Annotated in this window: 19 protein-coding genes and 1 pseudogene; 9 read left to right on the top strand and 11 right to left on the bottom strand. The window is 60.2% G+C overall.

The genetic code is table 11. From position 1 onward, the window contains the following. The first annotated feature begins 35 nt into the window (after positions 1-35). Entirely contained in the window at positions 36-842 is an 807-nt protein-coding gene (locus tag JDW18_RS06565; protein WP_218242893.1) for a UDP-2,3-diacylglucosamine diphosphatase, read from the top strand. A gap of 176 nt (positions 843-1,018) precedes the next feature. On the opposite strand, the gene JDW18_RS06560 is transcribed toward JDW18_RS06565, so the two are convergent. Both JDW18_RS06560 and JDW18_RS06555 read right to left on the bottom strand, forming a co-directional pair. After that, positions 1,019-2,641, bottom strand: a complete 1,623-nt coding sequence (locus JDW18_RS06560; RefSeq protein WP_218242892.1) for an acyl-CoA synthetase — start codon at positions 2,639-2,641, stop codon at positions 1,019-1,021. A gap of 233 nt (positions 2,642-2,874) precedes the next feature. Further along, on the bottom strand, positions 2,875-4,392 hold the full coding sequence (locus tag JDW18_RS06555; protein ID WP_218242891.1) for a hypothetical protein: 1,518 nt from the start codon (positions 4,390-4,392) through the stop codon (positions 2,875-2,877). Positions 4,393-5,233: 841 nt separating this feature from the next. Here JDW18_RS06555 and dnaG point away from each other — a divergent pair. The 6 genes and pseudogenes from dnaG to JDW18_RS06525 all read left to right on the top strand — a co-directional run bounded on the left by dnaG (position 5,234) and on the right by JDW18_RS06525 (position 13,204). Beyond that, positions 5,234-7,228, top strand: coding sequence for a DNA primase (gene dnaG / locus JDW18_RS06550; protein ID WP_218242890.1), 1,995 nt, complete (start codon positions 5,234-5,236; stop codon positions 7,226-7,228). Between the two features lie 275 nt (positions 7,229-7,503). Then, positions 7,504-9,942 (top strand): RNA polymerase sigma factor RpoD, encoded by a 2,439-nt coding sequence (gene rpoD / locus JDW18_RS06545; protein WP_218242889.1) that lies wholly within the window; start codon positions 7,504-7,506, stop codon positions 9,940-9,942. A gap of 141 nt (positions 9,943-10,083) precedes the next feature. Further along, positions 10,084-11,097, top strand: a pseudogene (locus tag JDW18_RS06540) (Bug family tripartite tricarboxylate transporter substrate binding protein). An 11-nt stretch (positions 11,098-11,108) separates the two neighbouring features. After that, entirely contained in the window at positions 11,109-12,044 is a 936-nt protein-coding gene (locus JDW18_RS06535) for a ketopantoate reductase family protein (RefSeq protein WP_218242888.1), read from the top strand. Between the two features lie 366 nt (positions 12,045-12,410). After that, positions 12,411-12,716, top strand: a complete 306-nt coding sequence (locus JDW18_RS06530) for a winged helix-turn-helix transcriptional regulator (RefSeq protein ID WP_012206858.1) — start codon at positions 12,411-12,413, stop codon at positions 12,714-12,716. Positions 12,717-12,850: 134 nt separating this feature from the next. Then, positions 12,851-13,204 (top strand): FKBP-type peptidyl-prolyl cis-trans isomerase, encoded by a 354-nt coding sequence (locus JDW18_RS06525; RefSeq protein WP_218242887.1) that lies wholly within the window; start codon positions 12,851-12,853, stop codon positions 13,202-13,204. Between the two features lie 82 nt (positions 13,205-13,286). Here the strand turns inward: JDW18_RS06525 and JDW18_RS06520 are convergent, their stop codons facing one another. Continuing rightward, entirely contained in the window at positions 13,287-13,778 is a 492-nt protein-coding gene (locus tag JDW18_RS06520) for a hypothetical protein (protein WP_218242886.1), read from the bottom strand. Here JDW18_RS06520 and JDW18_RS06515 point away from each other — a divergent pair. After that, on the top strand, positions 13,777-13,923 hold the full coding sequence (locus tag JDW18_RS06515; protein WP_218242885.1) for a hypothetical protein: 147 nt from the start codon (positions 13,777-13,779) through the stop codon (positions 13,921-13,923). The genes JDW18_RS06520 and JDW18_RS06515 overlap by 2 nt on opposite strands. Positions 13,924-13,966: 43 nt before the next feature. Here the strand turns inward: JDW18_RS06515 and JDW18_RS06510 are convergent, their stop codons facing one another. From JDW18_RS06510 to ppsA, 3 genes are read right to left on the bottom strand one after another with little or no spacing between them, the layout of a single operon-like run. Beyond that, a complete protein-coding gene (locus JDW18_RS06510) occupies positions 13,967-16,051 on the bottom strand; it encodes a VC_2705 family sodium/solute symporter (RefSeq protein WP_218242884.1) in 2,085 nt (694 codons plus the stop codon). Further along, the gene (locus JDW18_RS06505) at positions 16,044-16,451 is read right to left on the bottom strand and encodes a DUF4212 domain-containing protein (RefSeq protein ID WP_218242883.1); all 408 of its coding nucleotides are present in this window, start codon (positions 16,449-16,451) and stop codon (positions 16,044-16,046) included. The genes JDW18_RS06510 and JDW18_RS06505 overlap by 8 nt, the downstream gene beginning before the upstream one ends. Before the next feature lie 14 nt (positions 16,452-16,465). Then, on the bottom strand, positions 16,466-18,856 hold the full coding sequence (gene ppsA, locus JDW18_RS06500; RefSeq protein WP_218242882.1) for a phosphoenolpyruvate synthase: 2,391 nt from the start codon (positions 18,854-18,856) through the stop codon (positions 16,466-16,468). 254 nt (positions 18,857-19,110) lie between these two features. Here ppsA and ppsR point away from each other — a divergent pair, with 254 nt between their 5' ends. Then, positions 19,111-19,932 carry a posphoenolpyruvate synthetase regulatory kinase/phosphorylase PpsR gene (gene ppsR / locus JDW18_RS06495; RefSeq protein WP_218242881.1) on the top strand — a complete coding sequence of 274 codons (822 nt, stop codon included), beginning with the start codon at positions 19,111-19,113 and terminating at the stop codon, positions 19,930-19,932. 212 nt (positions 19,933-20,144) lie between these two features. Here ppsR and JDW18_RS06490 read toward each other — a convergent pair whose 3' ends face one another. The 5 genes from JDW18_RS06490 to JDW18_RS06470 are packed head-to-tail and all read right to left on the bottom strand — an operon-like array spanning position 20,145 to position 24,442. After that, the gene (locus JDW18_RS06490) at positions 20,145-20,957 is read right to left on the bottom strand and encodes a heme ABC transporter ATP-binding protein (RefSeq protein WP_218242880.1); all 813 of its coding nucleotides are present in this window, start codon (positions 20,955-20,957) and stop codon (positions 20,145-20,147) included. Continuing rightward, positions 20,954-22,075: a FecCD family ABC transporter permease gene (locus JDW18_RS06485; protein ID WP_218242879.1), complete on the bottom strand. Its 1,122-nt coding sequence runs from the start codon at positions 22,073-22,075 to the stop codon at positions 20,954-20,956. The genes JDW18_RS06490 and JDW18_RS06485 overlap by 4 nt, the downstream gene beginning before the upstream one ends. Further along, positions 22,075-22,962 carry a heme/hemin ABC transporter substrate-binding protein gene (locus JDW18_RS06480; RefSeq protein ID WP_218242878.1) on the bottom strand — a complete coding sequence of 296 codons (888 nt, stop codon included), beginning with the start codon at positions 22,960-22,962 and terminating at the stop codon, positions 22,075-22,077. Before JDW18_RS06480 ends, JDW18_RS06485 begins: the two co-directional genes overlap by 1 nt. After that, a complete protein-coding gene (locus JDW18_RS06475) occupies positions 22,959-24,071 on the bottom strand; it encodes a hemin-degrading factor (RefSeq protein ID WP_218242877.1) in 1,113 nt (370 codons plus the stop codon). The genes JDW18_RS06480 and JDW18_RS06475 overlap by 4 nt, the downstream gene beginning before the upstream one ends. After that, complete coding sequence (locus tag JDW18_RS06470; protein ID WP_218242876.1) at positions 24,068-24,442, bottom strand: hypothetical protein; 375 nt, start codon at positions 24,440-24,442, stop codon at positions 24,068-24,070. The genes JDW18_RS06475 and JDW18_RS06470 overlap by 4 nt, the downstream gene beginning before the upstream one ends. Positions 24,443-24,445 lie beyond the last annotated feature (3 nt).

Here is a 24,445-nt window from a genome sequence, read left to right as displayed (position 1 = left end):
GCCGTTATTGTTTTCGAAGCGGCTTACTTTTTCAAATGACTGAATCCATCGTTCATTCAGATCCCCGCACGACTGCTCCTCAGGTCGCGCAACTGCAAGGCGCGCCGGACTGGCGCGTGATCGACTTTATTTCCGATCTGCATCTGCAGCCCACAGAACCACAGACTGTGCAGGCATGGCGCAACTATCTGCAGCGCAGCACGGCAGACGCCATCTTTATGCTGGGCGATCTGTTTGAAGTCTGGGTGGGTGACGATGCGCTGGATGAGGCGGGCAGCTTTGAAGCCGAATGCGCTGGCCTGCTGCGTGAGGCCGCCCAAAAACGCCCCCTGTTCTTCATGGTGGGCAACCGCGACTTTCTGGCGGGGAATGAATTTTTGCGCCGCAGCGGCATGACCGGCCTGACTGAGCCCACCGTGCTGCACTGGGCAGGCCCGAATATTTTGCTCAGCCACGGTGATGCACTGTGTCTGGGCGATGTGGAGTACCAGCAGTTTCGCGCTCTGTCGCGCTCTGCCGCCTGGCAGCAGCAGTTGCTGGCCCAGCCACTGGCTGTGCGCCGCGCGATTGGCAAGTCCGCCCGCAGTGAAAGCGAGCAGCGCAAGCAAAGCGGCGCCCCCTATGCGGATGCCGATGCGCAGATGACCACGACCTGGATGCAGACCGCCCAAGCGCCCTGGCTGATTCATGGCCACACCCACCAGCCTGCCGACCACGCTTTGGGCAAGGACCAGTGGCGCATTGTGCTGAGCGACTGGCATATCGACGCCAGCACGCACCGCGCCGAGGTGCTGCGTGTGACCCCAGAAGGCTGGCTGCGCATTGCACCGGAACAAGCTTGAATCGCTGCCTGGATCACTGGCTGTCATCGCTATCTAAACAAGAGCTGATAGCGCTTGATATTCATAGAGTTCTAATAAAAAAGCGATGAAACTCTATTAATACTCTGCGCAAGCAGCTATCAAAACAAAAGCCCGAGCTTGGATGACTCGGGCTTTTTGCGACTCATTCAACCGGTTTACACCTGCTTGCGCAACTCGAACTTCTGAATCTTGCCGGTACTGGTCTTGGGCAACTCACCAAACACCACGGCGCGCGGCACTTTGTAGCCCGCCAGATGCTTTTTGCAGTGGGCAATGATGTCTTCAGCGGTGGTCTCGGCGCCAGCTTTCAGTTCAATAAAGGCGCAGGGCGTCTCGCCCCACTTAGGATCGGGCTTGGCCACCACCGCCGCCGCCAGCACGGCGGGGTGACGGTACAGCACGTCTTCCACTTCAATGGACGAGATGTTTTCGCCGCCCGAGATGATGATGTCCTTGCTGCGGTCCTTGATCTGGATATAGCCATCGGGGTGCTGCACCGCCAGGTCACCACTGTGAAACCAGCCGCCACGGAAGGCCTCGTCAGTGGCAGCCGGGTTCTTGAGGTAGCCCTTCATGGCGATATTCCCCTGGAACATGATCTCGCCCATGGTCTGGCCGTCATGCGGCACGGGCTGCATGGTTTCAGGGTCCAGCACGGCGGCAGAGCGCTGCAGGTGATAGCGCACCCCCTGGCGTGAGTTCAAACGGGCGCGCTCGCCAATGTCGAGTTCGTTCCAGCTTTCATGCTTGGCGCAGACCGTGGCAGGCCCGTAGGTTTCCGTCAGACCATAGACATGGGTGATGTCAAAGCCCATGGCTTCCATACCTTCAATCATCGACGCCGGTGGCGCTGCACCCGCCACCATGGCTTTGACGCCTGCGGGCACGCCCTCTTTCATCGCCGCTGGCGCATTGACCAGCAGGCTGTGCACGATAGGCGCGCCGCAGTAGTGGGTGACGCCGTGGTTGCGAATGGCGTCCAGAATCGCTTGCGCATCCACACGGCGCAGGCAGACGTTCACAGCCGCACGCGCCGCCACCGTCCAGGGGAAGCACCAGCCATTGCAGTGGAACATGGGCAGCGTCCACAGATAGACGGCATGCTTGGGCATGTCCCACTCCAGCACATTGCTGATGGCGTTGTTGTGCGCGCCACGGTGGTGATAGACCACGCCCTTGGGGTTGCCCGTGGTGCCGCTGGTGTAGTTCAGCGCAATCGCATCCCACTCATTGGCGGGCAGTTGCCAGTCAAAACTGGCATCGCCCTGCGCCACAAAGCTTTCGTAATCAGTGTCGCCAATCTGCTCGGCGGCCTGGCCGTAGACGGCATCCTCCACCTGAATCACATGAATGGGCTGCGTGCCCTGGCGCAGCTTGAGCGCCTTGGCCATCACACCCACAAACTCGGGGTCCACGATCAAGGCCTTGGCTTCACCATGATCGAGCATGAACGCCAGCGTTTCGGCATCCAGACGGGTGTTGAGCGTATTGAGCACCGCGCCCGACATGGGCACACCAAAGTGCGCTTCCACCATGGGCGGTGTGTTGGGCAACATCACGGCCACGGTATCGTTCTTGCCGATACCGATTTTCTGCAGGCTGCAGGCCAGCTGGCGGCAACGCGCATAGGTTTGCCCCCAGTTCTGGCACAAATCGCCATGAACAATGGCCAGACGGTCGGGGTAAACCTCGGCGGTGCGCGCAATAAAGCTCAAAGGCGTCAGCGCAGCGTAGTTAGCGGTATTGGGGGCCAGGTGCAGGTCGAAAGAACTTGTCATATTTGTCTCCTGCAGCTTTTCTACCCCAACTAGCTGAACGCCAGCCTTACAACTGCACGGTTTCCCAGTCAGCTCACTGGCAAGTTGCTGACAACTGACCTGGATCAAGCCTCATTCGCTTGCCCTGCAGTCCTGCACACAGGCGTCGCGCCAAACAAGCATGGCCTGCATCATGGGCGCGCAGCGATCAAAAAAGCGGCGAAAGCCAGAAGCCTGAGCGCATATCAGCAGGCCTAGTTCTCGTCGATGAGGCTGAAGCCTTCTGTGCCATGTGCAAGGAACCAGACATTGTTGATTTTCGTATTGAACGCACTACCCTGCGTAATGTCCACGCGCACCACGGCCTGGGGAATGGGCTCGTCCTGGCTGCCTGCGTTGACCACACTGACCATATTGGCCCGCGCCGTCAGCCCGATGTTGCGCGCGGCAGGTTCCGAGATCACCTCAAAGCTGAGCTTCGGTATCCAGCGCCCGCCCAGCGTCTGGTGCGTGGCGTTGTATTGGCCTGCCAGGCGAAACTGCGCCTTCGTCCAGACGCGATCGCCATCAAAAACTCTCACGACTACTTGCTCGGACTGGCCCGATGTGGCGTTGGCGTAATGCGCTGGCTCAATGTCCTTCGAGGACAGCACAAAGTTCGTCAGGTTGTAGCCACCTGGCAACCCGCTGGCGTTCTTGAGGAAGTCCCAGACTGGCGCCACTATCGAGCCCAAGCCCTGCATCACGGCGTTCATGTCGATGCTGTTTTGCGCCTGCACGGCGACAGCGGCCTTGCTGGCTGCGCTGGACTGCACAGTTGCGGCATTGCCAGCGTCGCCCGCCAGGTAGGCGGCGATGAAGGCAGGGAAGAGGTTGGCATCGAACGCGGGCGCAGTCCTCACAGCCCATTCGTTGAAGGCCAGCAACAGGTCCGCATAGTCCTGGCCGCGCGCGTTCATGCGCGCCAGAAAGTCTTGCCAGCTCAGGCCTTGTGCAGCTAGCGCAGCCAGGAAATCCTTCTGGTTGGGCACGTAGCCCGTAGAAGGCTTGGTGATGCCAGCAGTAGTGGTAGGGGTCTTGGAACACCAGTTGATGCTGTGCCTGATGTTGCCGCAGCTGGGGCCTTGCTCGACCTCGTCCTGCACGGTCTGGAAGAAGCCAAGCAACTGGCCTTCGGCGTCTTCCTTGTCAACAAACCCAGGCGCGCCGTCCAGCGCGTCGTAGAACTGCACATACTCAAGCGGCGTCAGGCCCGAGCGCAACAGGTCTGTTACCACGGCAGGCAGGTCAGAATCGAGGTCAGCCAACTCGCGCACCACGGCAGCAGGGGCGGCAGAGCTGGTATCGGCGCTGGAGGCCTTGGCCAACTTGAGCACGCTCGTTGATTGCGATTGAGACTGCGCCAGCAGCAGGGACTCAAGCGCTTCCTCAAACGCGCCCACCGACAGCTTGTACGAAGAGGCGCCCGTCTGGCTCTTCGCGCTTTCCATGTCTTCGGGCAGGGCAAACAAGCTGCCAGCCACCAAATTGCCGGAGTCACTGCCGACAACCTTGAGCTGCTCGCTGATGCCGTAGACGCGAAAGCTTTGGCTGCTGGGCGCCTGATCGCCCACCTGCACGGCAACGGTGTATTGGTCGCCGACTTTCAGCTCACGGGCCTCGGGCGTAACTGGCGTGACCGGCGCATCGCTCGCGTCACCACCGCCACCACAAGCGACGAGCAGAGCGGTGGCTGAGGCCAAGGTGCTGAGGCGGAGTGCTGTGCGGTTCATAGTGGCCATCTCGTTCAAAAGTGGGAAGAATTGGCTGCTATTGGATGTTCTATTGGCCCCGGTGCATATCACTGAAACTTGGTAATTTGGGCGCATGGAACCCATTCAGTTTTTTATAAAAAACACCATGGAATCTTTGATAGATCTGTGCAAGCAGCTTCTGAATAGATAGCAAAAGTGGCGATACCAAGGCTTGTTCCTGCCTGCGCCGCCTCGTTGAAAGAGGATTCACACATCGAACCCGCGTATTCGGCGCCCCAGCAGAAGCTAGCCGGCAGTTCGACGGCTGGTGCAGGTGAACAGGCCTTGACAGAAGTTCAGGTACACACGGTGGCTGCCAAGCCCGTCTGCTCATCGGCGTCATGCGTGCAACACAGCTTGCTGCGCACTTTCATGCAGTCCTCATGCCAAATATTCCAAAGCTTTGCGCAGGGTCATTAGGAATGAACACCTCTTTCAGTAATTCCTGAAACCCAATTAAATTCATTAAAAACAATCAACTAGAGCGCCTGCATACACAGCACATGAATAGCCTCATGCGCAATATTTATACAAGTCATCTATAAGACATCATTTATCTGACATAGCTTTGATGCACTGCTCAAATCGCTCTTAGAATGCAGCCATGTCCTGAGACGATGACTGCCAACGCTGGCAGACATGCCTTGCTTCCTCCCCGCACGAAGCCCGGCCTGAATCGCTCAAGACGGTGTGGAGGAGGAGACTTTTTAGAGGAGAGTCTGGACAAGATCCAGACAACCGGAGACCAGGCCTGCACCCATGGGTGCAGGCTTTTTTTTGTCTGCCGACTGGCAACGGCGCGAAGAGGCAAAATACGCCGGTGGCCATTCCCCAATCGTTTATCCAAGAGTTGCTCTCCCGCGTCGATGTCGTTGATATCGTGGGTCGCTATGTGCAGCTCAAAAAGGGCGGCGCCAACTTTATGGGCCTGTGCCCATTTCATGGCGAAAAGTCGCCCTCCTTCACTGTCAGCCCCAGCAAACAGTTCTTTCACTGCTTTGGCTGCGGCAAGAACGGCAATGCCATCGGTTTTCTGATGGAGCATGCCGGCATGGGCTTTGTGGAAGCCGTGCAGGAACTTGCCAACCAGTGCGGCCTGCAAGTTCCGCAAGATGACATCAGCCCGGCCGAGCGCCAGCGCCAGGCCCAGCAAAAACAAAAGGCCGAAACCCTGAGCGACCTGCTGGAAAAAGCAGGCGAATCCTACCGCAAGCAGCTCAAGGCGGCGCCCAAAGCCATTGAATATCTGAAAAAGCGCGGTGTCTCTGGCGAGGTCTCCAAGCGCTTTGGCCTGGGCTATGCACCACCGGGCTGGCATGGCTTGGCTAGCGTGTTTGCCGAATACGACAACCCGCAGCTGGAAGAATGCGGCCTCGTCATCGTGGGCGAGGAAGACAGCCGCCGCTATGACCGCTTCCGCGACCGGCTCATGTTCCCCATTCGCAATGTCAAAGGCGAATGCATAGGGTTTGGCGGGCGCGTGTTTGGCGATGAAAAGCCCAAATACCTGAACTCGCCTGAAACCCCGGTCTTCCACAAGGGCCGCGAGTTGTACGGTCTGTACGAAGCCCGTCAGTCCCTGCGCGACATGGGCTACGCCCTGGTTACCGAAGGCTATATGGACGTGGTGGCCCTGGCACAGCTGGGTTTTGCCAATGCCGTGGCCACGCTGGGAACGGCCTGCACCCCCGAGCATGTGCAAAAGCTGTTTCGCTTTACCGATGCCGTGGTCTTCAGCTTTGACGGTGACGGCGCAGGCCGCCGCGCCGCACGCAAGGCGCTGGATGCGGCCCTGCCACTGGCCACCGACACCCGCTCCGTCAAATTTCTGTTTCTGCCGTCCGAGCATGACCCGGACAGTTTTATCCGCGAGTTCGGGCCGGAAGCGTTCTCGCGCTACGTGGGCGATGCTACGCCGCTGAGTCGCTTTCTCATTGATGCAGCCAGCGAAGGCTGCGACTTGGGCCAGACCGAGGGCCGTGCCCACATGGCCAGCAATGCGCGCCCGCTGTGGTCGCTGCTGCCGGATGGCGCACTCAAGCGCCAGCTGCTGTCCGAGATTGCCTCGCTGGCACAGCTGGACAGCCGCGACCTCACGGACATCTGGGCGCAGGAAGCCGCACGCACCGCCCCCATTGCGCGCCGCGCCGCACCTGCCACGCCCACCGCCCCTGATAGCCAACCGCCCGAATGGGATGCGCCACCCTCCAGCTGGGACAGCGCCCCCGAATGGGATGCGCCCAACAGTCAGCCCAGCTACCCACAGCAGGATGGCGGCAACTGGCGCGGTCGCCGTGAGTTTGGTAACCGCCCCCGCAAGCCCTGGGGCAAAAAAGGCGAGGACTGGAACCCGCCACAGCTGGGCCCGCGCCCTACCCCGGTCAGCCGCGAAGACCAGGCCGCCCGCATGCTGATGTGCCACATGGAATTCATGGAAGAAATGACCCATGAAGACTTTGACGCCCTGGCCAGCTGCAACAGCACGCATGCCCCCTTGTTTCGCTGGCTGGAAGCCCAATTTACTGAATCAGGCCCTCGTTCCTGGGCAGTTTTGCGCGAGCAGATGCAAGGCGCTGCCTGCGAAGTTCTGGCCAGCAAACTGATGAATGGCGCCCATGCCACGCCAGAAGGTGAAGTCGAAGAATTGCGCCGCGAATTGCGCGGCACTTTGAACCTGATCTTGGTAGAACACCTGAAGCGCGAAGAGGGAAAAGCTCTCAAAGAGATAGCTACAGACCCTACTGCTGCAAGGCGCTACATTGAATTTCAGCAGAGAAGAAAAAAATTATCTGTAATTATGAGTGCCAGCTCTTGACATCTGAATAAAAGGTATAATTTAGAGGTTACAGGCAAGAGCGACAGCAGCACCTCCGGCCAGGGCCCCGTGAAGGAATCACGTGATGGCAGCAACTGCATGGCCCAATTTCCGCAAGGACTGCACACCAAATGATCGCCCCAACATCTTGCCTTGGAGCTTCTTGCTCAATCAGATCAGGCTTGGCCTGATCGCGCGCCAGCATGCGTGGCGTTTGTTTGCATATTCCGTTTTCCTTTGTGTGTTTGTGTGTGTTCGTACCGTGAGAGGTGTTCATGCCCGTTTCAAAGTCCGTGAAGTCCAAGCAGGCCCCCGAAGCTTCCGCGAAGCCCAAGACCTCTAAAACTTCCACTTCCGCAGCAGAGCCCAAAAAGGCCAGTGCCAAGCCTGCGGCGAAGAAGAGTGCCGCAACTGCGGCCGAAGCCAAGAAAGACACCACCGTGGTTACCAAGTCACAAGCCGAACTCAAAGCCATGGCCGATGCGCTGCTGGCGCAGGCAACTCCCAAGCGCGGCCGCAAGAAGGCCGAGGACGAAGACACTGCCGCTGCACCTGCGGCCAAGAAGCCTGCAGCCGCCAAGAAGGCCCCTGCCAAAAAGACGGCCGCTGCTGTCAAGGCTCCCGCAGCCAGCGCCGATGCAGCCAAGGCCCCCGCCAAGCGCGGCCGCAAGCCCAAGGCCAAGGAAGAGGACATGGACGACGCCGACCTGTCCGACATTGACAGCGATCTGGAAGGCGAAGTCGAAGAGGAAGTGGCGACAGAAACGTCTGCTGCCGCACCGACCGAAAAGGTCAAGCCTCTGCGCATGAAGATCAGCAAGGCCAAGGAACGCGCCTTGATGAAGGAATTTGGTCTGGACGAAACCGTTCTGACCGAAGAGGAAATGAACACCCGCCGTCAGCGTCTGAAAATGCTGATCAAGCTGGGCAAGACCCGCGGCTACCTGACTCACGCCGAAATCAACGACCACCTGCCCGACAAGCTGGTCGATGCTGAAACGCTGGAAGTCGTGATCTCCATGTTGAACGACATGGGCGTGGCCGTGTACGAGCAGACTCCCGATGCGGAAACCCTGCTGCTGAACAACACCGGACAATCGGCCACCACCGAAGAAGAAGCGGAAGAAGAAGCAGAAGCTGCGCTCTCGACCGTGGACTCCGAATTCGGCCGCACGACCGACCCCGTTCGCATGTACATGCGCGAAATGGGCACGGTCGAGCTGCTGACACGCGAAGGCGAAATTGAAATCGCCAAGCGCATCGAAGGTGGCTTGATGGACATGATGGAAGCCATCTCGGCTTCCCCCGCCACCATCGCCGAAATCCTCACCATGGCTGAGGAAATCCGCGAAGGCAAGGTTGTCATCTCTACTGTGGTGGACGGCTTCGTCAATGCTGACGAAAACGACGACTACGTGGCCGAAGAAGACTTCGACGAATACGACGAAGAAGACGATGATGACGGCAAGGGCGGCTCCAAGGCGCTGACCAAGAAGCTGGAAGAGCTGAAGAACGAAGCGCTGAGCCGTTTCGACTCCATGCGCGAGCAGTTCGAGAAGATGCACAAGGTGTACGACAAGGACGGCTACGGCTCCGAGACGTACATGAAGGTGCAGCGCTCCATTACCGAGCAGCTGATGACCATCCGCTTCACTGCCAAGACGATTGAGAAGCTGTGCGATCTGGTGCGTGCGCAGGTCGATGACGTGCGCAAGAAGGAACGCGAGCTGCGCAAGATCATCGTGGACAAGTGCGGCATGTCGCAGGAACTGTTCATCAAGGACTTCCCGCCCAACCTGCTGAACCTGGAATGGGTCATCAAGCACGCCAATGCAGGCAAGCCCTACAGCGCTGTGCTGGAACGCAACATTCCACCTGTGCAGGAGCTGCAGCAGAACCTGATCGACCTGCAAGCCCGCGTGGTGGTGCCGCTGGATGAACTCAAGAGCATCAACAAGCGCATGAACAACGGCGAGCGCGCCAGCCGCGACGCCAAGAAGGAAATGATCGAGGCCAACTTGCGTCTCGTGATCTCCATCGCCAAGAAGTACACCAACCGTGGTCTGCAGTTCCTGGATCTGATCCAGGAAGGCAACATCGGCCTGATGAAGGCCGTGGACAAGTTTGAATACCGCCGCGGCTACAAGTTCTCGACCTATGCCACCTGGTGGATCCGTCAGGCCATCACGCGCTCCATCGCTGACCAGGCCCGCACGATCCGTATCCCCGTGCACATGATCGAGACCATCAACAAGATGAACCGCATCTCGCGCCAGCACTTGCAAGAGTTTGGTTTCGAGCCCGATGCGTCCATCCTGGCGGCCAAGATGGAGATTCCCGAGGACAAGATCCGCAAGATCATGAAGATCGCCAAGGAGCCTATCTCGATGGAAACCCCCATCGGTGATGATGACGACTCCCACCTGGGCGACTTCATCGAAGACGGCAACAACACCGCGCCTATCGACGCGGCCATGCAAGCCGGCCTGCGCGATGTGGTCAAGGACATCCTGGATGGCCTGACTCCCCGCGAAGCCAAGGTGCTGCGCATGCGCTTCGGTATCGAAATGTCCACCGACCACACGCTGGAAGAAGTGGGCAAGCAGTTCGATGTGACCCGCGAGCGCATCCGCCAAATAGAAGCCAAGGCACTGCGCAAGCTCAAGCACCCTTCGCGCTCCGACAAGCTGCGCAGCTTCATCGATTCGCTGTAAGCTGCACAAGGAACTGGCCTTTAGCCAATTTCCACAACAAAGCCCTGACCCTTTCGGTCGGGGCTTTTTTGCATGGGGGTCTGGTCAGCAAGCCTTTGCTTGCACGCCAGCCCATTGCCGCCAACAAAGAGGAGACAAGACATGACTGGGCATATACAAAAAACCAAGACTCAACCCCTTTCACGCCGTCAATGGCTGGGCTACGCCTCCGCCCTGCTGGCGGGCTCCAGCCTGAGCCTGAACAGCGCGCTGGCCAACCCGGCGCAGCGTCTGGGCGCTCAGTTGCGCATCGTGATTCCCGCCAACCCCGGCGGCGGCTGGGATCAGACCGGCCGTGCACTGGGCGCTGCGCTGACCAGCAGCGGCATGGTGGACAAAGTCATCTACGAAAACATTGGCGGCAAGGGCGGCACCATCGGTCTGGCCGAGTACACCCAGCGCTATGGCAGCGACCCCAATAGCCTGCTGATTGGCGGCATGGTCATGGTGGGTGCACTGGCACTGAACAAGACTTCCAATGATTTGCAGAAGGTGCAGGCGCTGGCACGACTGACCAGCGACTATCTGGTCGTGGCCGTGCCTGCGGACTCCCCCATCACCGACCCCAAGGCTTTAACCAAGGCCATGCGCGAGAACCTGGCCTCCGTGACGATTGCCGGGGGCTCCGCAGGCGGCGTGGACCATATGTACGCCGGCATGCTGGCCCGTCTGTCCAAAGCCAATGTCGAGCAGCTGCAATACAAGGCCTTCCCCGGTGGCAACGAGGTGGTGCAGACCCTGCTGCAAAAGCAGGTCCAGGTCGGCATCTCTGGCTACAGCGAATTCCGCGCTGCACTGCAAAGCGGCAAGCTGCGCGCACTTGGAGTGTCTTCGCGCCGCAGCATGTTTGGCATACCCTCCCTGCGCGAACAGGGGGTGGATGCAGAGATGTCCAACTGGCGTGCCGTTTTCACAGGCAAAGATCTGCCGGCAGCGCGCGTCCAGCAAATGATTAGCGCTATTGAATTTGCAACAGGCCAGGACAGCTGGAAACAGAGCCTGAGCAGCAATAGCTGAAATGCCTCATGGCAGACTGGCAAATCGCTGCAGGACTTTCTGGAAATTGAAACCTCCACCGCTCAGCTCATGAGCCACCTGCTCAAGCTCAAGACCTGAGCTTCATCACCATGACAGAGCCCACACTCTCACCATCGCACCCACTGTCCATTGCCGTCATGGGCGCAGGCTCCGTGGGCTGCTATTTTGGAGCGCTGCTGGCCCGAGCCGGTCATCCCGTGACTTTGATTGGCAGGGCTGCGCATGTGCAAGCCATTGCCCAGCAAGGGCTGAGACTGCAGACGTCCAGCCAGGACCTCTTCATTCCCGTGACGGCCAGCACCGATGCCGCCAGTATTGCCGGGGCTGATGTAGTGCTTTTCTGCGTAAAGTCCACCGATACCGAACACGCCGCAGCCCAGATCCAGCCTTATCTTGCCCCGCACACGCAGGTGCTGTGCCTGCAAAACGGCGTGGACAACGACGAGCGCGTGCGCCGCATTCTTGGCGCGCAGCCCGTGGCGGCCACTGTGGTCTATGTGGCTACCGCCATGGCGGGCGCTGGCCATGTGCGCCATTTCGGGCGGGGCGAGCTGGTCATTGCCCCCGGCCCGAAAAGCGATTGCATCGCACAGCAGTTCAGCGCCGCAGGCATTCCCACCGAGGTTTCGCATGGCGTGCGTGCAGCGCTGTGGCAAAAGCTCATCATCAACTGCGTGTACAACGCCCTGTCTGCACTCACCCAGCAGTCCTACGGCTGGCTGGTAGCCCAGGCAGGCACAGAGGCAGTCATGCAGGACATCATCCGTGAATGCAAGGCCGTGGCCCAGGCCGATGGCGTGGATCTGCCCCCGCAACTGGACGAAGCAGTGGCTGCAATAGCCCGCACCATGCCCGGCCAGCTTTCATCCACTGCGCAGGATCTGGCACGCGGCAAAGCGACCGAGATCGACCATCTCAATGGCTATGTGGTGCAGCGCGGGCAGGCGCTGGGCATTGCCACACCAGCCAACCGGCTGCTGCAGTTGCTGGTGCAGCTTCAGCAAGCAAGCAGCAAGCTTGGTTAACTATGATTTTCATAGCTATCAGCGCATATATTCATTTGAGCTGAAGCCAAAAGCGCTCCAAAACTCATGAAAGCCAGTGCTTGCTATTGGGGATTCTCCTGTCAATCGCCAGCAATGGCGCTCGCAAGCTCTGCACATTGCTATAAACCCTGAAGCACGCGGCTCGGCACTCGGGTTTCGTGGCAACCCTGCAACACTTGCACGTAGTTTGTCGTGTTTATCACCTCAAGGCGTTGCAGTTGCAGATTTGGAGCTACTAAACTTGTAGCAAAATAATTTAACCGCTATAGTCAACCCGACTAGGCACTGAGCGCACAGGCTAGTGCGTCAGGCTCTAACAACATCACTGCGCAAGGAGAAGCGTCCATGAGCTCCAAAGAAAACGCCGCCATCAACCAGCTGTTCGAGAAGCTCGAGTGCCGATATGCTCTGCGCGTGCTGTGGGCTCTACGGGATGGTCATCCCCAGACCTTCCGACTGCTGCAAGACAGCGTGGGCGGTATCACCCCCAACACCCTGAACACCCGCATCAAGGAACTGCGTGAATGCGGCCTGCTGGAACACGGCAGCGACGGCTACACCGTGACGCTGGCGGGTCAGGACCTGCTCAAGCGCCTGTCTGATGTGCAAGCCTTTGCCAACCGCTGGGTGGCAGCGCGCGCCAAGAAGTAAAGCTTGGGCTACAGTGGCCCCGCGCCCTCGTCAGCCAACGCATCCATCGATATCATCCAGGGGCCCCAAGCAAGCTTGGCCGGCCCTTTTTTCCATCGCCTTTTTCTGCTTTTCGCGCTGAAAGGAAATCCATCATGGCTTTCAACACTACCGCCTCTGGCCTGCAATATGAAGACACCGTTGTGGGTGAAGGTGCCGAAGCCCAGGCCGGCAAGAACGTGACCGTGCACTACACCGGCTGGCTCTACAACAATGGCGTGCAAGGCGCCAAGTTCGACTCCAGCAAGGACCGCAATGATCCCTTCGTCTTCCCTCTGGGCGCCGGCATGGTGATCAAGGGCTGGGACGAAGGCGTGCAAGGCATGAAGGTTGGCGGCCAGCGCACTTTGCTGATCCCCGCTGAACTGGGCTACGGCGCACGTGGCGCGGGCGGCGTGATTCCTCCCAACGCCACCCTGAAGTTCGACGTGGAACTGCTGGCTGTCTGATCTACGTCCCGCGCAAGCACTTCACAAAAAAGCGACCTGAAAAGGTCGCTTTTTTCATGGCGACACGCCACTCAATTCAGCTCTACTGCGTTTTCTCTGCCTCAAACAAAGCCTTGTGCAGCGGCGCATAAGCCTTGTCGCCCGCCGCAGAACGGATGCGCGGTGCCAGTTCCACCAGTTGCTCATAGCCCATGGCGGCTTCCACGGCCAGATTCAGACGAAAGCCTTTCAAGCCCAGCCCACCCGTAATGCTGACAGCCATGGGATAAGCCTTCTGGTAACGGCCAGCTATGCTTTTTTCATCCACCTCGGCAGGAGCCAGTGCCGGGGGCTGAAGCTCCGACACGGGCGCAGCCGCAGGTACGGCAGCGCCGGTTTTCTCGGCCAGCCAGCCTCTGCTGACCAGCGCCAGAATGTCATCCTTGCTGATGCCCATGGCAGAAGTGGCTTCCAGCACCTGCAGCAGGCTGCGGTTGCCATCGAACAGCAAAAATGCCGACCGCAGACGCTGGCCTAAATCCGCATGACGCTCTTTGAAGGCCTGTTGTCCCTCTGCTGTTTTAATCAGATGCATGGCTGTGCTTTCTATTGAACCTGAGCAGCGTGACAGGCTTGGCTGCGCATGCAAAGCGGGTTTACGTGCAAGCCATGCGGCACGGCTGCGCAAGCGCAAAGCCCATGCAAAAATTCAAGAAAAACTGCTGCAGCCCAATAGATGAAAGCGCAAGCAGCTATGAAATCAGGAGTTGATAGCGCATTGAATCAGCGCACCGTGCGCCGACCATCCCACCAGCTGACCAGCAGTGTGACGGCGAACCCGACAGGTACACCGAACACGCCTGCGGAGACGGGCTGAATTTCCCACCACAGCGTTTCAGTACGCAGAACCTCGGGCAGAACGCCTTGCAGGCCTTGCACATGGGCAGCCATGTAATACAGGGTCACCGTCAGACCGCTGAGCATGCCCGCCACCGCGCCGCGCCTTGTGGTGCCCCGCCAGAAAATCCCCATCACCATGGCCGGCACAAAGGCTGAGGCCGCAAGCGAGAACGAGGCGGAGACCATGGGCAGAATGTCCGACGAACGCCGTGCCGCCACAAAAGCGGCAGAAAGCGCCACCAGAAGCAGGGCAAACTTGGAGAGAATCACACGCTGCTCGGGTGAGATGCGGCGCTTGACGGTCTCCATGCGCTGGCGCTCCTGATAGTAGAGATCACGCACCAGCGCATTGCTGATGGTCAGCAGCAAACCATCTGCCGTGGACAGCGCCGCAGCCAGCCCACCCGCAGCCACCAGCCCAGACACCACATAGGGCATGCCACCCAGCTCTGGCGTGGCCAGCATGATCAGATCGGCGCCCATGCGAATTTCGCCAAACTGCAAAATGCCGTCGCCGTTGATATCCTCCACCGACAGCAAAGCCCCATCCACGCGGGCCCATTGCGCCATCCAGTTGGGCAGGGCATCGAAATGCGTGCCCACCAGATTGTTCATGACCTCGTACTTGACCAGCACCGCCAGCGCCGGGGCACTCAGATACAACAGGCCGATAAAGAACAGAGACCAGGCCACCGAGCTGCGCGCCGCAGCCACCGAGGGCGCTGTGTAGTAGCGAGTGAGCAGATGCGGCAGACCTGCGGTGCCCACCATCAGGCAAAAGACCAGCGCCAGAAAATTGCGGCGACTGACTTCATAGGCCTGCTGCTCCTGCGGGCTGCCATGCGGGTTACCAGCAAAGGGCTGGCTTTGCGGCGGAATGCCGCCCAGAGGCTGGGCTTTTTCATAGGCCTCGCGCAGCTCGCGGGTCCAGCGCTCGCGTGCTGCAGCTTCGTCCTTGGGCATGGAAGCCAGTTCCCGGCTGGCCTCCATGATGGCGCCAATATTGCCGCTGCTGGTGCGCAGCTCACGAATATGCTCGGCCAGCGCCTGACGCTCGGCCGTCAGCACATTGGGCACATCGCGCAGCTTGGCCTGCAGCACCTCGGCGCGGGTGCGATAGGCGGCCACGACAGACTGCTCGGCCTCAGACGCCATGAGCTGCTGCTCCATACGGGCAATCTTGCTCAGTTGCTGCCCGTAGGCAGCGGGCGCCCAGGGCGTGCCCAGCTGTTTGTAAGCCAGCCAGGACACAGGCAGCATAAAGGCCAGCAAGATCACCACATACTGCGCCACCTGCGTCCAGGTGATGGCCCGCATGCCACCCAGAAACGAGCACAGCAGCACGCCCCCCAGCCCCAGCATGATGCCGATCTCAAACTGCACCCCTGTCAGCCGCGCGGCAATCAGGCCCACGCCATAGATCTGCGCCACCACATAGGTAAATGAACAGGTAATCGCAGCCAGTGCCGCAATAATGCGCGGCCAGCGCCCGCCAAACCGGGCCTGAAAAAAGTCCGGCACGGTGTAGAGATTCATGGCCCGCAAATAAGGGGCGATCAGCATGCCCACCAGACAGAACCCGCCCGTCCAGCCCAGCACATAGGCCAGCCCCCCGGGTTGCGTGCCTGCCCCCGAAAAGCCTTGCAGATAGAGCGCACCGGAGAGACTGATGAAAGAGGCGGCGCTCATCCAGTCCGCAGCGGCGGCCATGCCGTTGTAGAACGGCGGAATGCGCCGCCCGGCCACGAAATACTCTTCTGCGTCACTGGTGCGTGAATACACGCCAATGCCTGCATAGACCATCACGGTGCAAAACAGAAAGATCGGCCCTATCCAGTGCCGCGACAGACCCCGAGCTTCGGCCCAGAACATGGCACCCAGAAAGCCCAGAACACCCAGCACATAAAGGAAAAGAATGCGATGCAGGCGCCAGTGATAAGCGCGACTGAGCTGCGGCCGCTCAGACATGAGAGTCGTTAAAGTCGCGAGAAACCGGGGCTTGCGAAACCGGGGCTTGCGAAACCGGGCCTTGCACTTGCGCCTCTGTGGCCGTCTTGGCCTGCTTGCGCTCGAAATAGTTCATGGCTACGCAGTACACCACGATCAGCGCCAGAAACACCAGCACAGCGCCTTGCGCTGCCATCCAGTAAGCCGCCGGCCAGTTGGGAAACAAGGCCTGCAGATCCCGCGCAAAGTAGCTGGTGCCAAATGAAAACACCACCCAGATCGTCAGCAACAAGGCCTTGAGTCTCAGGTGGTGTATGTCGTGGAAGTCCGGCGGGAAGGTCACTTCCCGCGGCTTGCCAAAGGCGTCGAACAAAGCGTCCGACGCAGCATCGTCATGCATGGGCGCTTGATGCGTCTGCATGGCGATGCGCGGGCTTATTCAGCCAGTTTCTGCCAGGTGGAGACCACGCTGTCAGGGTTCAGAGAGATGGACGAAATACCTTCGTCAGCCAGCCACTTGGCAAAATCCGGGTGATCCGAAGGGCCCTGGCCGCAGATACCCACGTACTTGTCCTGGTCGCGGCAAGCCTTGATGGCGCGGCTGAGCATCTTCTTGACCGCAGGATCGCGCTCGTCGAAGTCAGCAGCCAGCAGTTCCAGACCGGAGTCACGGTCCAGACCCAGGGTCAGCTGAGTCAGGTCGTTGGAGCCCACGGAGAAGCCGTCGAAGTACTCGAGGAATTCGTCCGCCAGGATGGCGTTGGAAGGCACTTCGCACATCATGATCAGCTGCAGGCCGTTCTCGCCGCGCTTCAAGCCATTTTCAGCCAGCAGCTCGGTCACGCGCTTGGCCTGGCCCAGCGTACGCACGAACGGAATCATGATCTTGATGTTGCTCAGACCCATCTCTTCGCGCACGCGCTTGAGAGCTTCGCACTCCATCTTGAAGGCTTCGCCGAACTCTTGGGAGATGTAGCGTGCTGCGCCACGGAAGCCCAGCATGGGGTTCTCTTCCTCGGGCTCATAGCGGCTGCCGCCAATCAGCTTGCGGTATTCGTTGGACTTGAAGTCCGACATACGCACGATGACAGGCTTGGGCCAGAAAGCGGCGGCAATGGTTGCCACGCCTTCGGCGACCTTGTCCACGTAGAAAGCACGGGGCGATGCGTGACCACGGGCCACGGATTCCACAGCCTTCTTCAGGTCAGGAGCCACGGCGGGGTAGTCCAGGATGGCCTTGGGGTGCACACCGATGTTGTTGTTGATAATGAATTCCAGACGGGCCAGACCCACGCCTTCGTTGGGCAGCTGGGCAAAGTCAAAAGCCAGCTGGGGGTTGCCCACGTTCATCATGATCTTGGTCGGGATCGCGGGCATTTCGCCGCGCTTGACCTCGGTCACTTCGGTCTCGATCAGACCGTCGTAGATCTTGCCAGTATCGCCTTCAGCGCAGGACACGGTCACCAGCGTATCTGCCTTGAGCAGATCGGTGGCGTTGCCGCAGCCCACGACAGCAGGAATACCCAGTTCGCGCGCAATGATGGCGGCGTGGCAGGTACGACCGCCACGGTTGGTGACGATGGCCGAAGCCTTCTTCATGACGGGTTCCCAGTTAGGGTCGGTCATGTCTGTCACCAGCACGTCGCCAGCTTGCACCTGGTCCATCTGCGAAATATCAGACACCAGACGCACAGGGCCGGTACCGATCTTCTGGCCAATGGCGCGGCCTTCGGCCAGCACATTGCCGGTGCCCTTGAGCTTGTAGCGCAGCTCGGCCTGGCCCTTGGACTGGCTCTTCACGGTTTCAGGACGTGCCTGCAGGATATACAGATGGCCGTCGGTGCCGTCCTTGCCCCACTCGATGTCCATGGGGCGACCATAGTGCTCTTCGATCACCAACGCGTAACGAGCCAGTTGCTCAACGTCGGCGTCGGTCAGGGAGTAACGGTTGCGCAGTTCATGAGCCACATCGGTGGTCTTGACCAGCTTGCCGTCCACAGCCTTCTCTTCAGGAGTCGAGAACACCATCTGGATCAGCTTGGAGCCCAGATTGCGGCGAATCAGTGCCTTGTTACCAGCCTTGAGCATGGGCTTGTGCACATAGAACTCGTCGGGGTTCACGGCGCCCTGCACCACGGTCTCACCCAGGCCGTAGCTGGAAGTGATGAACACCACTTCTTCAAAGCCGGATTCGGTGTCGATGGTGAACATCACGCCAGCAGCGCCCAGGTCAGAACGTACCATGCGCTGCACGCCAGCGGACAGAGCCACCACGTCGTGCTCGAAGCCCTTGTGCACGCGGTAGGAGATGGCGCGGTCGTTGTACAGCGACGCGAACACTTCCTTCATCTTGTGCAGCACGTCTTCGATACCCACCACGTTCAGGAAGGTTTCCTGCTGGCCAGCAAACGATGCGTCAGGCAGATCTTCTGCGGTGGCAGAAGAACGCACGGCGAAAGAGGCTTCGGCATTGCCGCCTTGCAGGCGAACGAATTCCTCACGGATGGCCTTTTCCAGATCGGCAGGGAAAGGCTGGTTTTCCACCATGGCGCGGATTTCAGCGCCCACAGCGGCCAGGGCACGGACATCGTCCACATCCAGAGCGGCCAGCTTCGCAGAAATCTTGCCTGCCAGGCCTTCGTAGGCCAGGAAGTCGCGGAATGCATGGGCTGTGGTGGCGAAGCCGGTAGGCACGCGCACGCCCTGAGGCAGTTGCGAGATCATTTCGCCGAGCGAGGCGTTCTTGCCGCCTACGGACTCGACATCAGACATTCTCAGTTTTTCAAACGGAACGACCAGTGCGGTCGCTTCGAACAGTTGAGACATGGGAAAGCTCCAAAGTTAAAAATCGGTACGCTGGCGTCCGCCGGGGCGCAATGGCCCGGGGCACGCAAACCCATGCCGCATCAATGCAGTGCTTTGCTGTTCTGGATGTTGACCGTCAACGAGCATGGGCTGGAATTTGGGAATAATGGGCGTCATTGTAGGCCGAGCTGGCGAGCTTCGCGTGGCTCAAACCTGTTTCAGAGTGCGGGACATGGCATTGCCAACCCGCCCCTTATCTAATCACTGCGCGCACCATGCATACCCATACAATTTTTGTCATTTCTGACGGCACAGGCATCACCGCTGAGACCTTTGGCACCGCCATCATGGCGCAGTTCGACACCAAGCCGCGCATCGTGCGAGTGCCGTTTGTGGACTCGGTGGACAAGGTGCATCAGGCCATTCGCCAGATCAACCATGTGGCCTCCGTGGAGAGCAAAAAGCCCATTGTGTTCACCACTTTGGTCAATCAGGAATTTCTGGAGCTGATCGAGACCACCTGCAAGGGCAAGGTTTTCGACATGTTTGGCACTTTTGTGCGCCCGCTGGAGCTGGAACTGGGCCAGAAATCGCTGCACCGCGTGGGCCGCTTTGCCGATATCAGCGAAAGCAAGGAATATCTGGAGCGCATGGAGGCCATCAACTACACGCTGGCCCACGATGATGGCCAGACGAATACCGACCTGACGGGCGCCGACGTGATTCTGGTGGGCGTAAGCCGCTCGGGCAAGACCCCCACCAGCCTGTATCTGGCCATGCAGTTTGGTCTGAAGGTTGCCAACTACCCGCTGATTCCCGAAGACTTTGACCGCAAGCAGCTGCCGCCGGCGCTGGTGCCATTCCGCTCCAAGCTATTTGGCCTGACGATTGACCCGGCCCGCCTGTCATCGATTCGCAATGAGCGCCGCCCCGACTCCAAATACGCCAGCCTGCAGAACTGCCGCTATGAGGTGGCCGAGGCCGAATCCATGATGCGCCGCAGCGGCATTGAGTGGCTGTCCAGCACGACCAAGTCCATCGAAGAAATCGCCACCACGATCTTGCAGGAAGTGCTGCCGCAGCATCTGGGGCATTGATTGGTGCAGCTCCCCCTGAGGCGCTTCCGCGCCTTCCCCCTCTCTGCTTCGCGGAGGGGGACGACAGCCTCGCTGCGGGGCGGCCCTTGCTTGCTGTCTCTCACATAGGTAACGCCAGTTTCAAACCTGTTTTACAACTGTTTGATCTGCTCATTTATCTGAAGCAGCCTGCGCCCGACTGGCTTCGGATTCATATTGAAACCTCTGAAATATCAAGCAGCCAAAGCGCTATCCGCTACAAAAATATATTGCAGCGCACCGTCGCTGCTGCGCACTGCATCGCACTGCATACCCCAGACTTGCTGCACCAGCGCGGGCTGCAGCACATCCAGCACAGCGCCGTGGTTCACACCTGCTGCGCCTCCCAGCACCAGTACATCATCGGCATAGCGCAGGGCCAGATTCAGGTCGTGAATCACCGCCACCACGCCCACGCCCTGCTCTGCAGCCCATTGCTGCAGCAAGCGCATGGCGTGGTGCTGATGGGCCAGGTCAAGCGCTGCAGTGGGCTCATCCAGCAGCAGCCAGCGGGCGCTGCCACCGTCCGGCGCATGCCAGATCTGTGCCAGGGCTCTGGCCAGATGGGTGCGAGCCCGCTCGCCACCTGACAGGGTGTTGATGCTGCGCTGCGCCAAGTGATCGACACCTGTCAGCGCCATGGCCTGCTGCACAATCTGCGGCTCCTGCGCACCAGCGTGCTGACGATGCGGGTAGCGCCCCAGCTCCACCACTTCCTGCGCGGTGAAATCAAAAGCCACACTGCAGTCCTGGGGCATGACGGCCCGCCGCATGGCCAGCGCCTGCGGGGCATGGCGGGAAAGCTCTGCGCCATCAAGCAGCACCTGCCCGCACTGCGGCGCGCGTTCCCCCACCAGCATGGACATCAGCGTGGATTTGCCCGCGCCATTGGGGCCAAGAATAGCGGTAAAGCGCCCTGCATTCAGCACCACATCCACAGTGGCCAGACGCGGGCCTTTGCCCACGCCTACACCCAGATTGCGGCATTCCAGTGTGGAGGGATTCATACTTTGCTCCTGAACTGGCGCAGCATGGCCAGAAACAATGGCACACCAATGAATGCAGTCAACACACCCAGCGGCAGCTCAGCCGGTTTGGCAATGGTGCGTGCCACTGCATCGGCACTGACTACCAGCGCCGCCCCCAGCAAGGCCGAGCCCGGCAGCACCACGCGATGATCGGGCCCAGCTATCAGCCGCACCCAGTGCGGCGCGACCAGACCGATAAAGCCGATGATGCCCGTGGTGGCCGTGACAGCCCCCACCGCCAGTGCCGCCACCATTACCGCGCGGCGCTTGGTTTTCTCTACCGCCACACCCAGCAGGTTGGCCTGCGCCTCACCCAGTGCAATCGCGTTCAATGGTCTGGCCAGCGCCAGCGCCGCCAGCACACTCACAGCCACCGCACTGCCCACCAGCCCCACAGCACTCCAGCGCGATGCGCCCAGACTGCCCAGCAGCCACATCTGCAGATTGCGCAGCTGCTCATCGGTGGAGACAAAACTCAAGAAACCCAGGCCCGCACCGGCCAGTGCATTGATGGCAATACCGGCCAGCAGCATCAGACCAATACGTGTTGTGCCCTGCACCTGGCCCAGCACATAGACCACAGCCGTGACAGCCAGACCGCCGCCAAAGGCCATGGCCACCAGCGCCCAACTGCCCAGATGGCGCGGCAGCCAGGGTAGATACACTCCGCCCAGCACGATGGTGATGCCCGCAGCCAGCGCTGCGCCGCTGCTCACACCAATCAGCCCCGGGTCCGCCAGCGGGTTGCGAAACAGGCCTTGCATCAGCGCACCCGCCAGCCCCAATCCAGCACCAGCAGCCACGCCCATCAGCAGGCGCGGCAGGCGGATATTGAGGAACACCAGATGCTCTGCGCCCGTTTGCACATCGCTGCCCAACAGGCAGCGCAGACCATCCCAGACAATGCCTGGCAACTGCGCTGGCGCAATCGCATAAGCACCGCTGGCCGCGCCCCAGACCATGGCCAACACCACCAGCACCGCGCCCAGCAGCAGCGCTGCGCTGCGGTTAAGCCGGCCTGCCGGTGTGCGCCAGCGCGATACGGCAACAGGCACCTGCGCAGGCAGCGACCCGGGTTTGACGGCCACGGCGCTCATCAGGCCACCCACTGCAGGGCACGCATATGCAGTGCCTGCACTGCGCTGGGCAGGCGCGGGCCAAAGCCCAGCAGGTGACTGGCCTCCAGCGTGACCAGTGCCTTCTTGGCAAATGCAGGCGTCAGCGCCAGCTCGGGCCGCTTCCAGAAAGCGGCTTCACCGCCCAGCGCTTCTATACCCTGCGTGGTATTGATGATGACCTCAGGTGCAGCACTGGCCAGCGCTTCAGCGGTCAGCGGCTTGTAGCCGTCGAACTGGTCAATGGCGTTGACGCAGCCTGCGTACTGAATCAGCGCATTGGCAGCCGTGCCCTTGCCCGAAACCTGAGGGCTGCCAGCGTGCGACATCACAAACAGCACACGCGGCTTGCGCGCAGCCTTGGCCACCTGTGCCTGCACTGCGGACCACTGGGCATCAAGCTGCGCCAGCAGCTTGTCAGCTTCCGCCACACGGCCTGTTTCGCGGCCCACGACTTTGACTTTTTCCTGCACCTCGGCCCAGTTGTGCTTGGCAGCAATCAGCGCCACGCGCACACCAGCCTGGCGAATCTGCTCAATCACTACCGGAGGCCCGGCATCGCTGGTGCCAACCACGGCATCAGGCTTGAGTGACAGCAGGCCTTCGGCCGAGAGCTGGCGCACATAACCCACCTTGGCCGTTTTCTGCGCGGCCTCGGGGTACAGACTGGTGGTGTCCGTGCCTACCAGCAGGCTCTGGGCGTTGAGCAGATAGACCACTTCAGTCAAAGCGCCGCTGAGCGACACCAGCCGCTTGGCCGCCGGTGTCGTTACAGTGCTGGCCTGCGCCAGCCCTGGCAGCGCGGCCCCTGCAACTGCTGCGCCCAGCCACTGCATGCCCTGTCGGCGAGAGATTGGCTGCGCGCTCATGCTGCCTCCACCATCGCCGCGTTGCGCGGCAGGCCCTCTGCCAGTTCGCGCCAGCTTTGCAGCTCGGGCTGACCGGGCTTGCGTTCGCCAAAGAACATGGCCATGTTGTTGCCTTCGGCGTCAAAGGCTTCGACCGAGGTCACCACGCCATCGGAAGTCGGCTTTTGCACCAGCCACACGTTGGCAATCATGTCAGTGCGCAGGTGCAGATTGAAGCCCTTGTCCAGCACATTGATCCAGCGCACGCCGTTCTTGCCGTCCATGGGCTGAATATTGGAAACCGGGCCGGTGTGAATCTGAATACAGCCGCTGCTGCCCACAAACACCATGATGGAGACGCCATCCACCGCCGCATTGCCCAGCAACTGGGTGATCGCATCGGTGCTAAGGCGCTCGCAATACTGGGGCACCAGACGGAATGCCTGCTGACGCTCGGCACCAAACTTGCGCAGCATCTCGAAGAACTCGTGCGTATCCTTCATATCAGCCCATGCCTGCGTCAGAGCGGGCACGTCGATTTCGCTATCGGCCTTGATAGCAGGCTTGGCTGCGGGCTCACGGAACACATAGCCCGCAGATGGCTCTGCAAAGCGATCTACCAGCGCACTCCATGCATTCATATCAGTGGCTTCGCGGGCAAACACCTTGTGCACAGCGCGACCTGCTGCGTCATAAAACTGCAGGCTGTGCATGGCGGGGCGGTTGCCGTTGGCAGCCGCTTCAGTCACGGCAAAGCCGGCATGCCAGTGCATGAAGAACAAGCGCAAATCAATCTCACGGCCCAGCGCCAGCCCTACAGGGCCCTGCGCCGAAAGCTTTTGATAGACGCCATCTTTTTCATGCACGGTGGATTCGTTGCGGGTCAGTGCCATCACCGTGCCGCAGGCTTCCAGCCCTTTGAGAATGTCCAGCCATTCGGCGCGCAGCGGCACAGCCTTGAGCGTGCGCTCATGCTCTCCGCCATGAGCAGCAATGACAGCACCTTCGCTCAGATGCAGCGCCTCGGCGGCATCCTTGGCGCGCAGGCCTTGCTCACGCTGCTGGGCAAACTGCTCGCGAATCTGGACCGCGGTCAGGGTTTGGATTTCAGTTGGGTTGATGGCGTTCATTGCAGGGTCTCCGGGCTGTGGTGCCAGTGCGGTTGTGGTTGGGAAAATTCGTCGTCAAAACTGGCTTCTGTGGCTTGCTCTGGCTGCGCCAGCACCTGGGCCACGGTGGCCCAGCGCTGTCCCAGCTTTTGCAGAAAGTGGCGCATGTCGTCAGATCGGTCGTTGCCATCGCGGCCCTCGGCCATGCGTGCCAGTTGCTCGGCCACGCGCTGAGCCATGGGCGAGCGGTGGACCGCGCAGCAGCCCTGGCTAAAGCCCGTCATCAGGGCCAGCACCGTCGCCAGTTGGGCTTCGGTTTCGGTCAGCAGGTATTCCTCGTCGCGGCTGCCCGTGTTGTTCTGGGCATTGGCGGTGTTCTCGTAAACAGACATGGC

It is taken from the genome of Comamonas fluminis (assembly GCF_019186805.1).
In the GTDB taxonomy this organism is placed as follows: domain Bacteria; phylum Pseudomonadota; class Gammaproteobacteria; order Burkholderiales; family Burkholderiaceae_C; genus Comamonas; species Comamonas fluminis.
The sequence above is the reverse complement of the archived record's forward strand: the minus strand, read 5'-3'. Positions and strand labels throughout refer to the sequence as shown.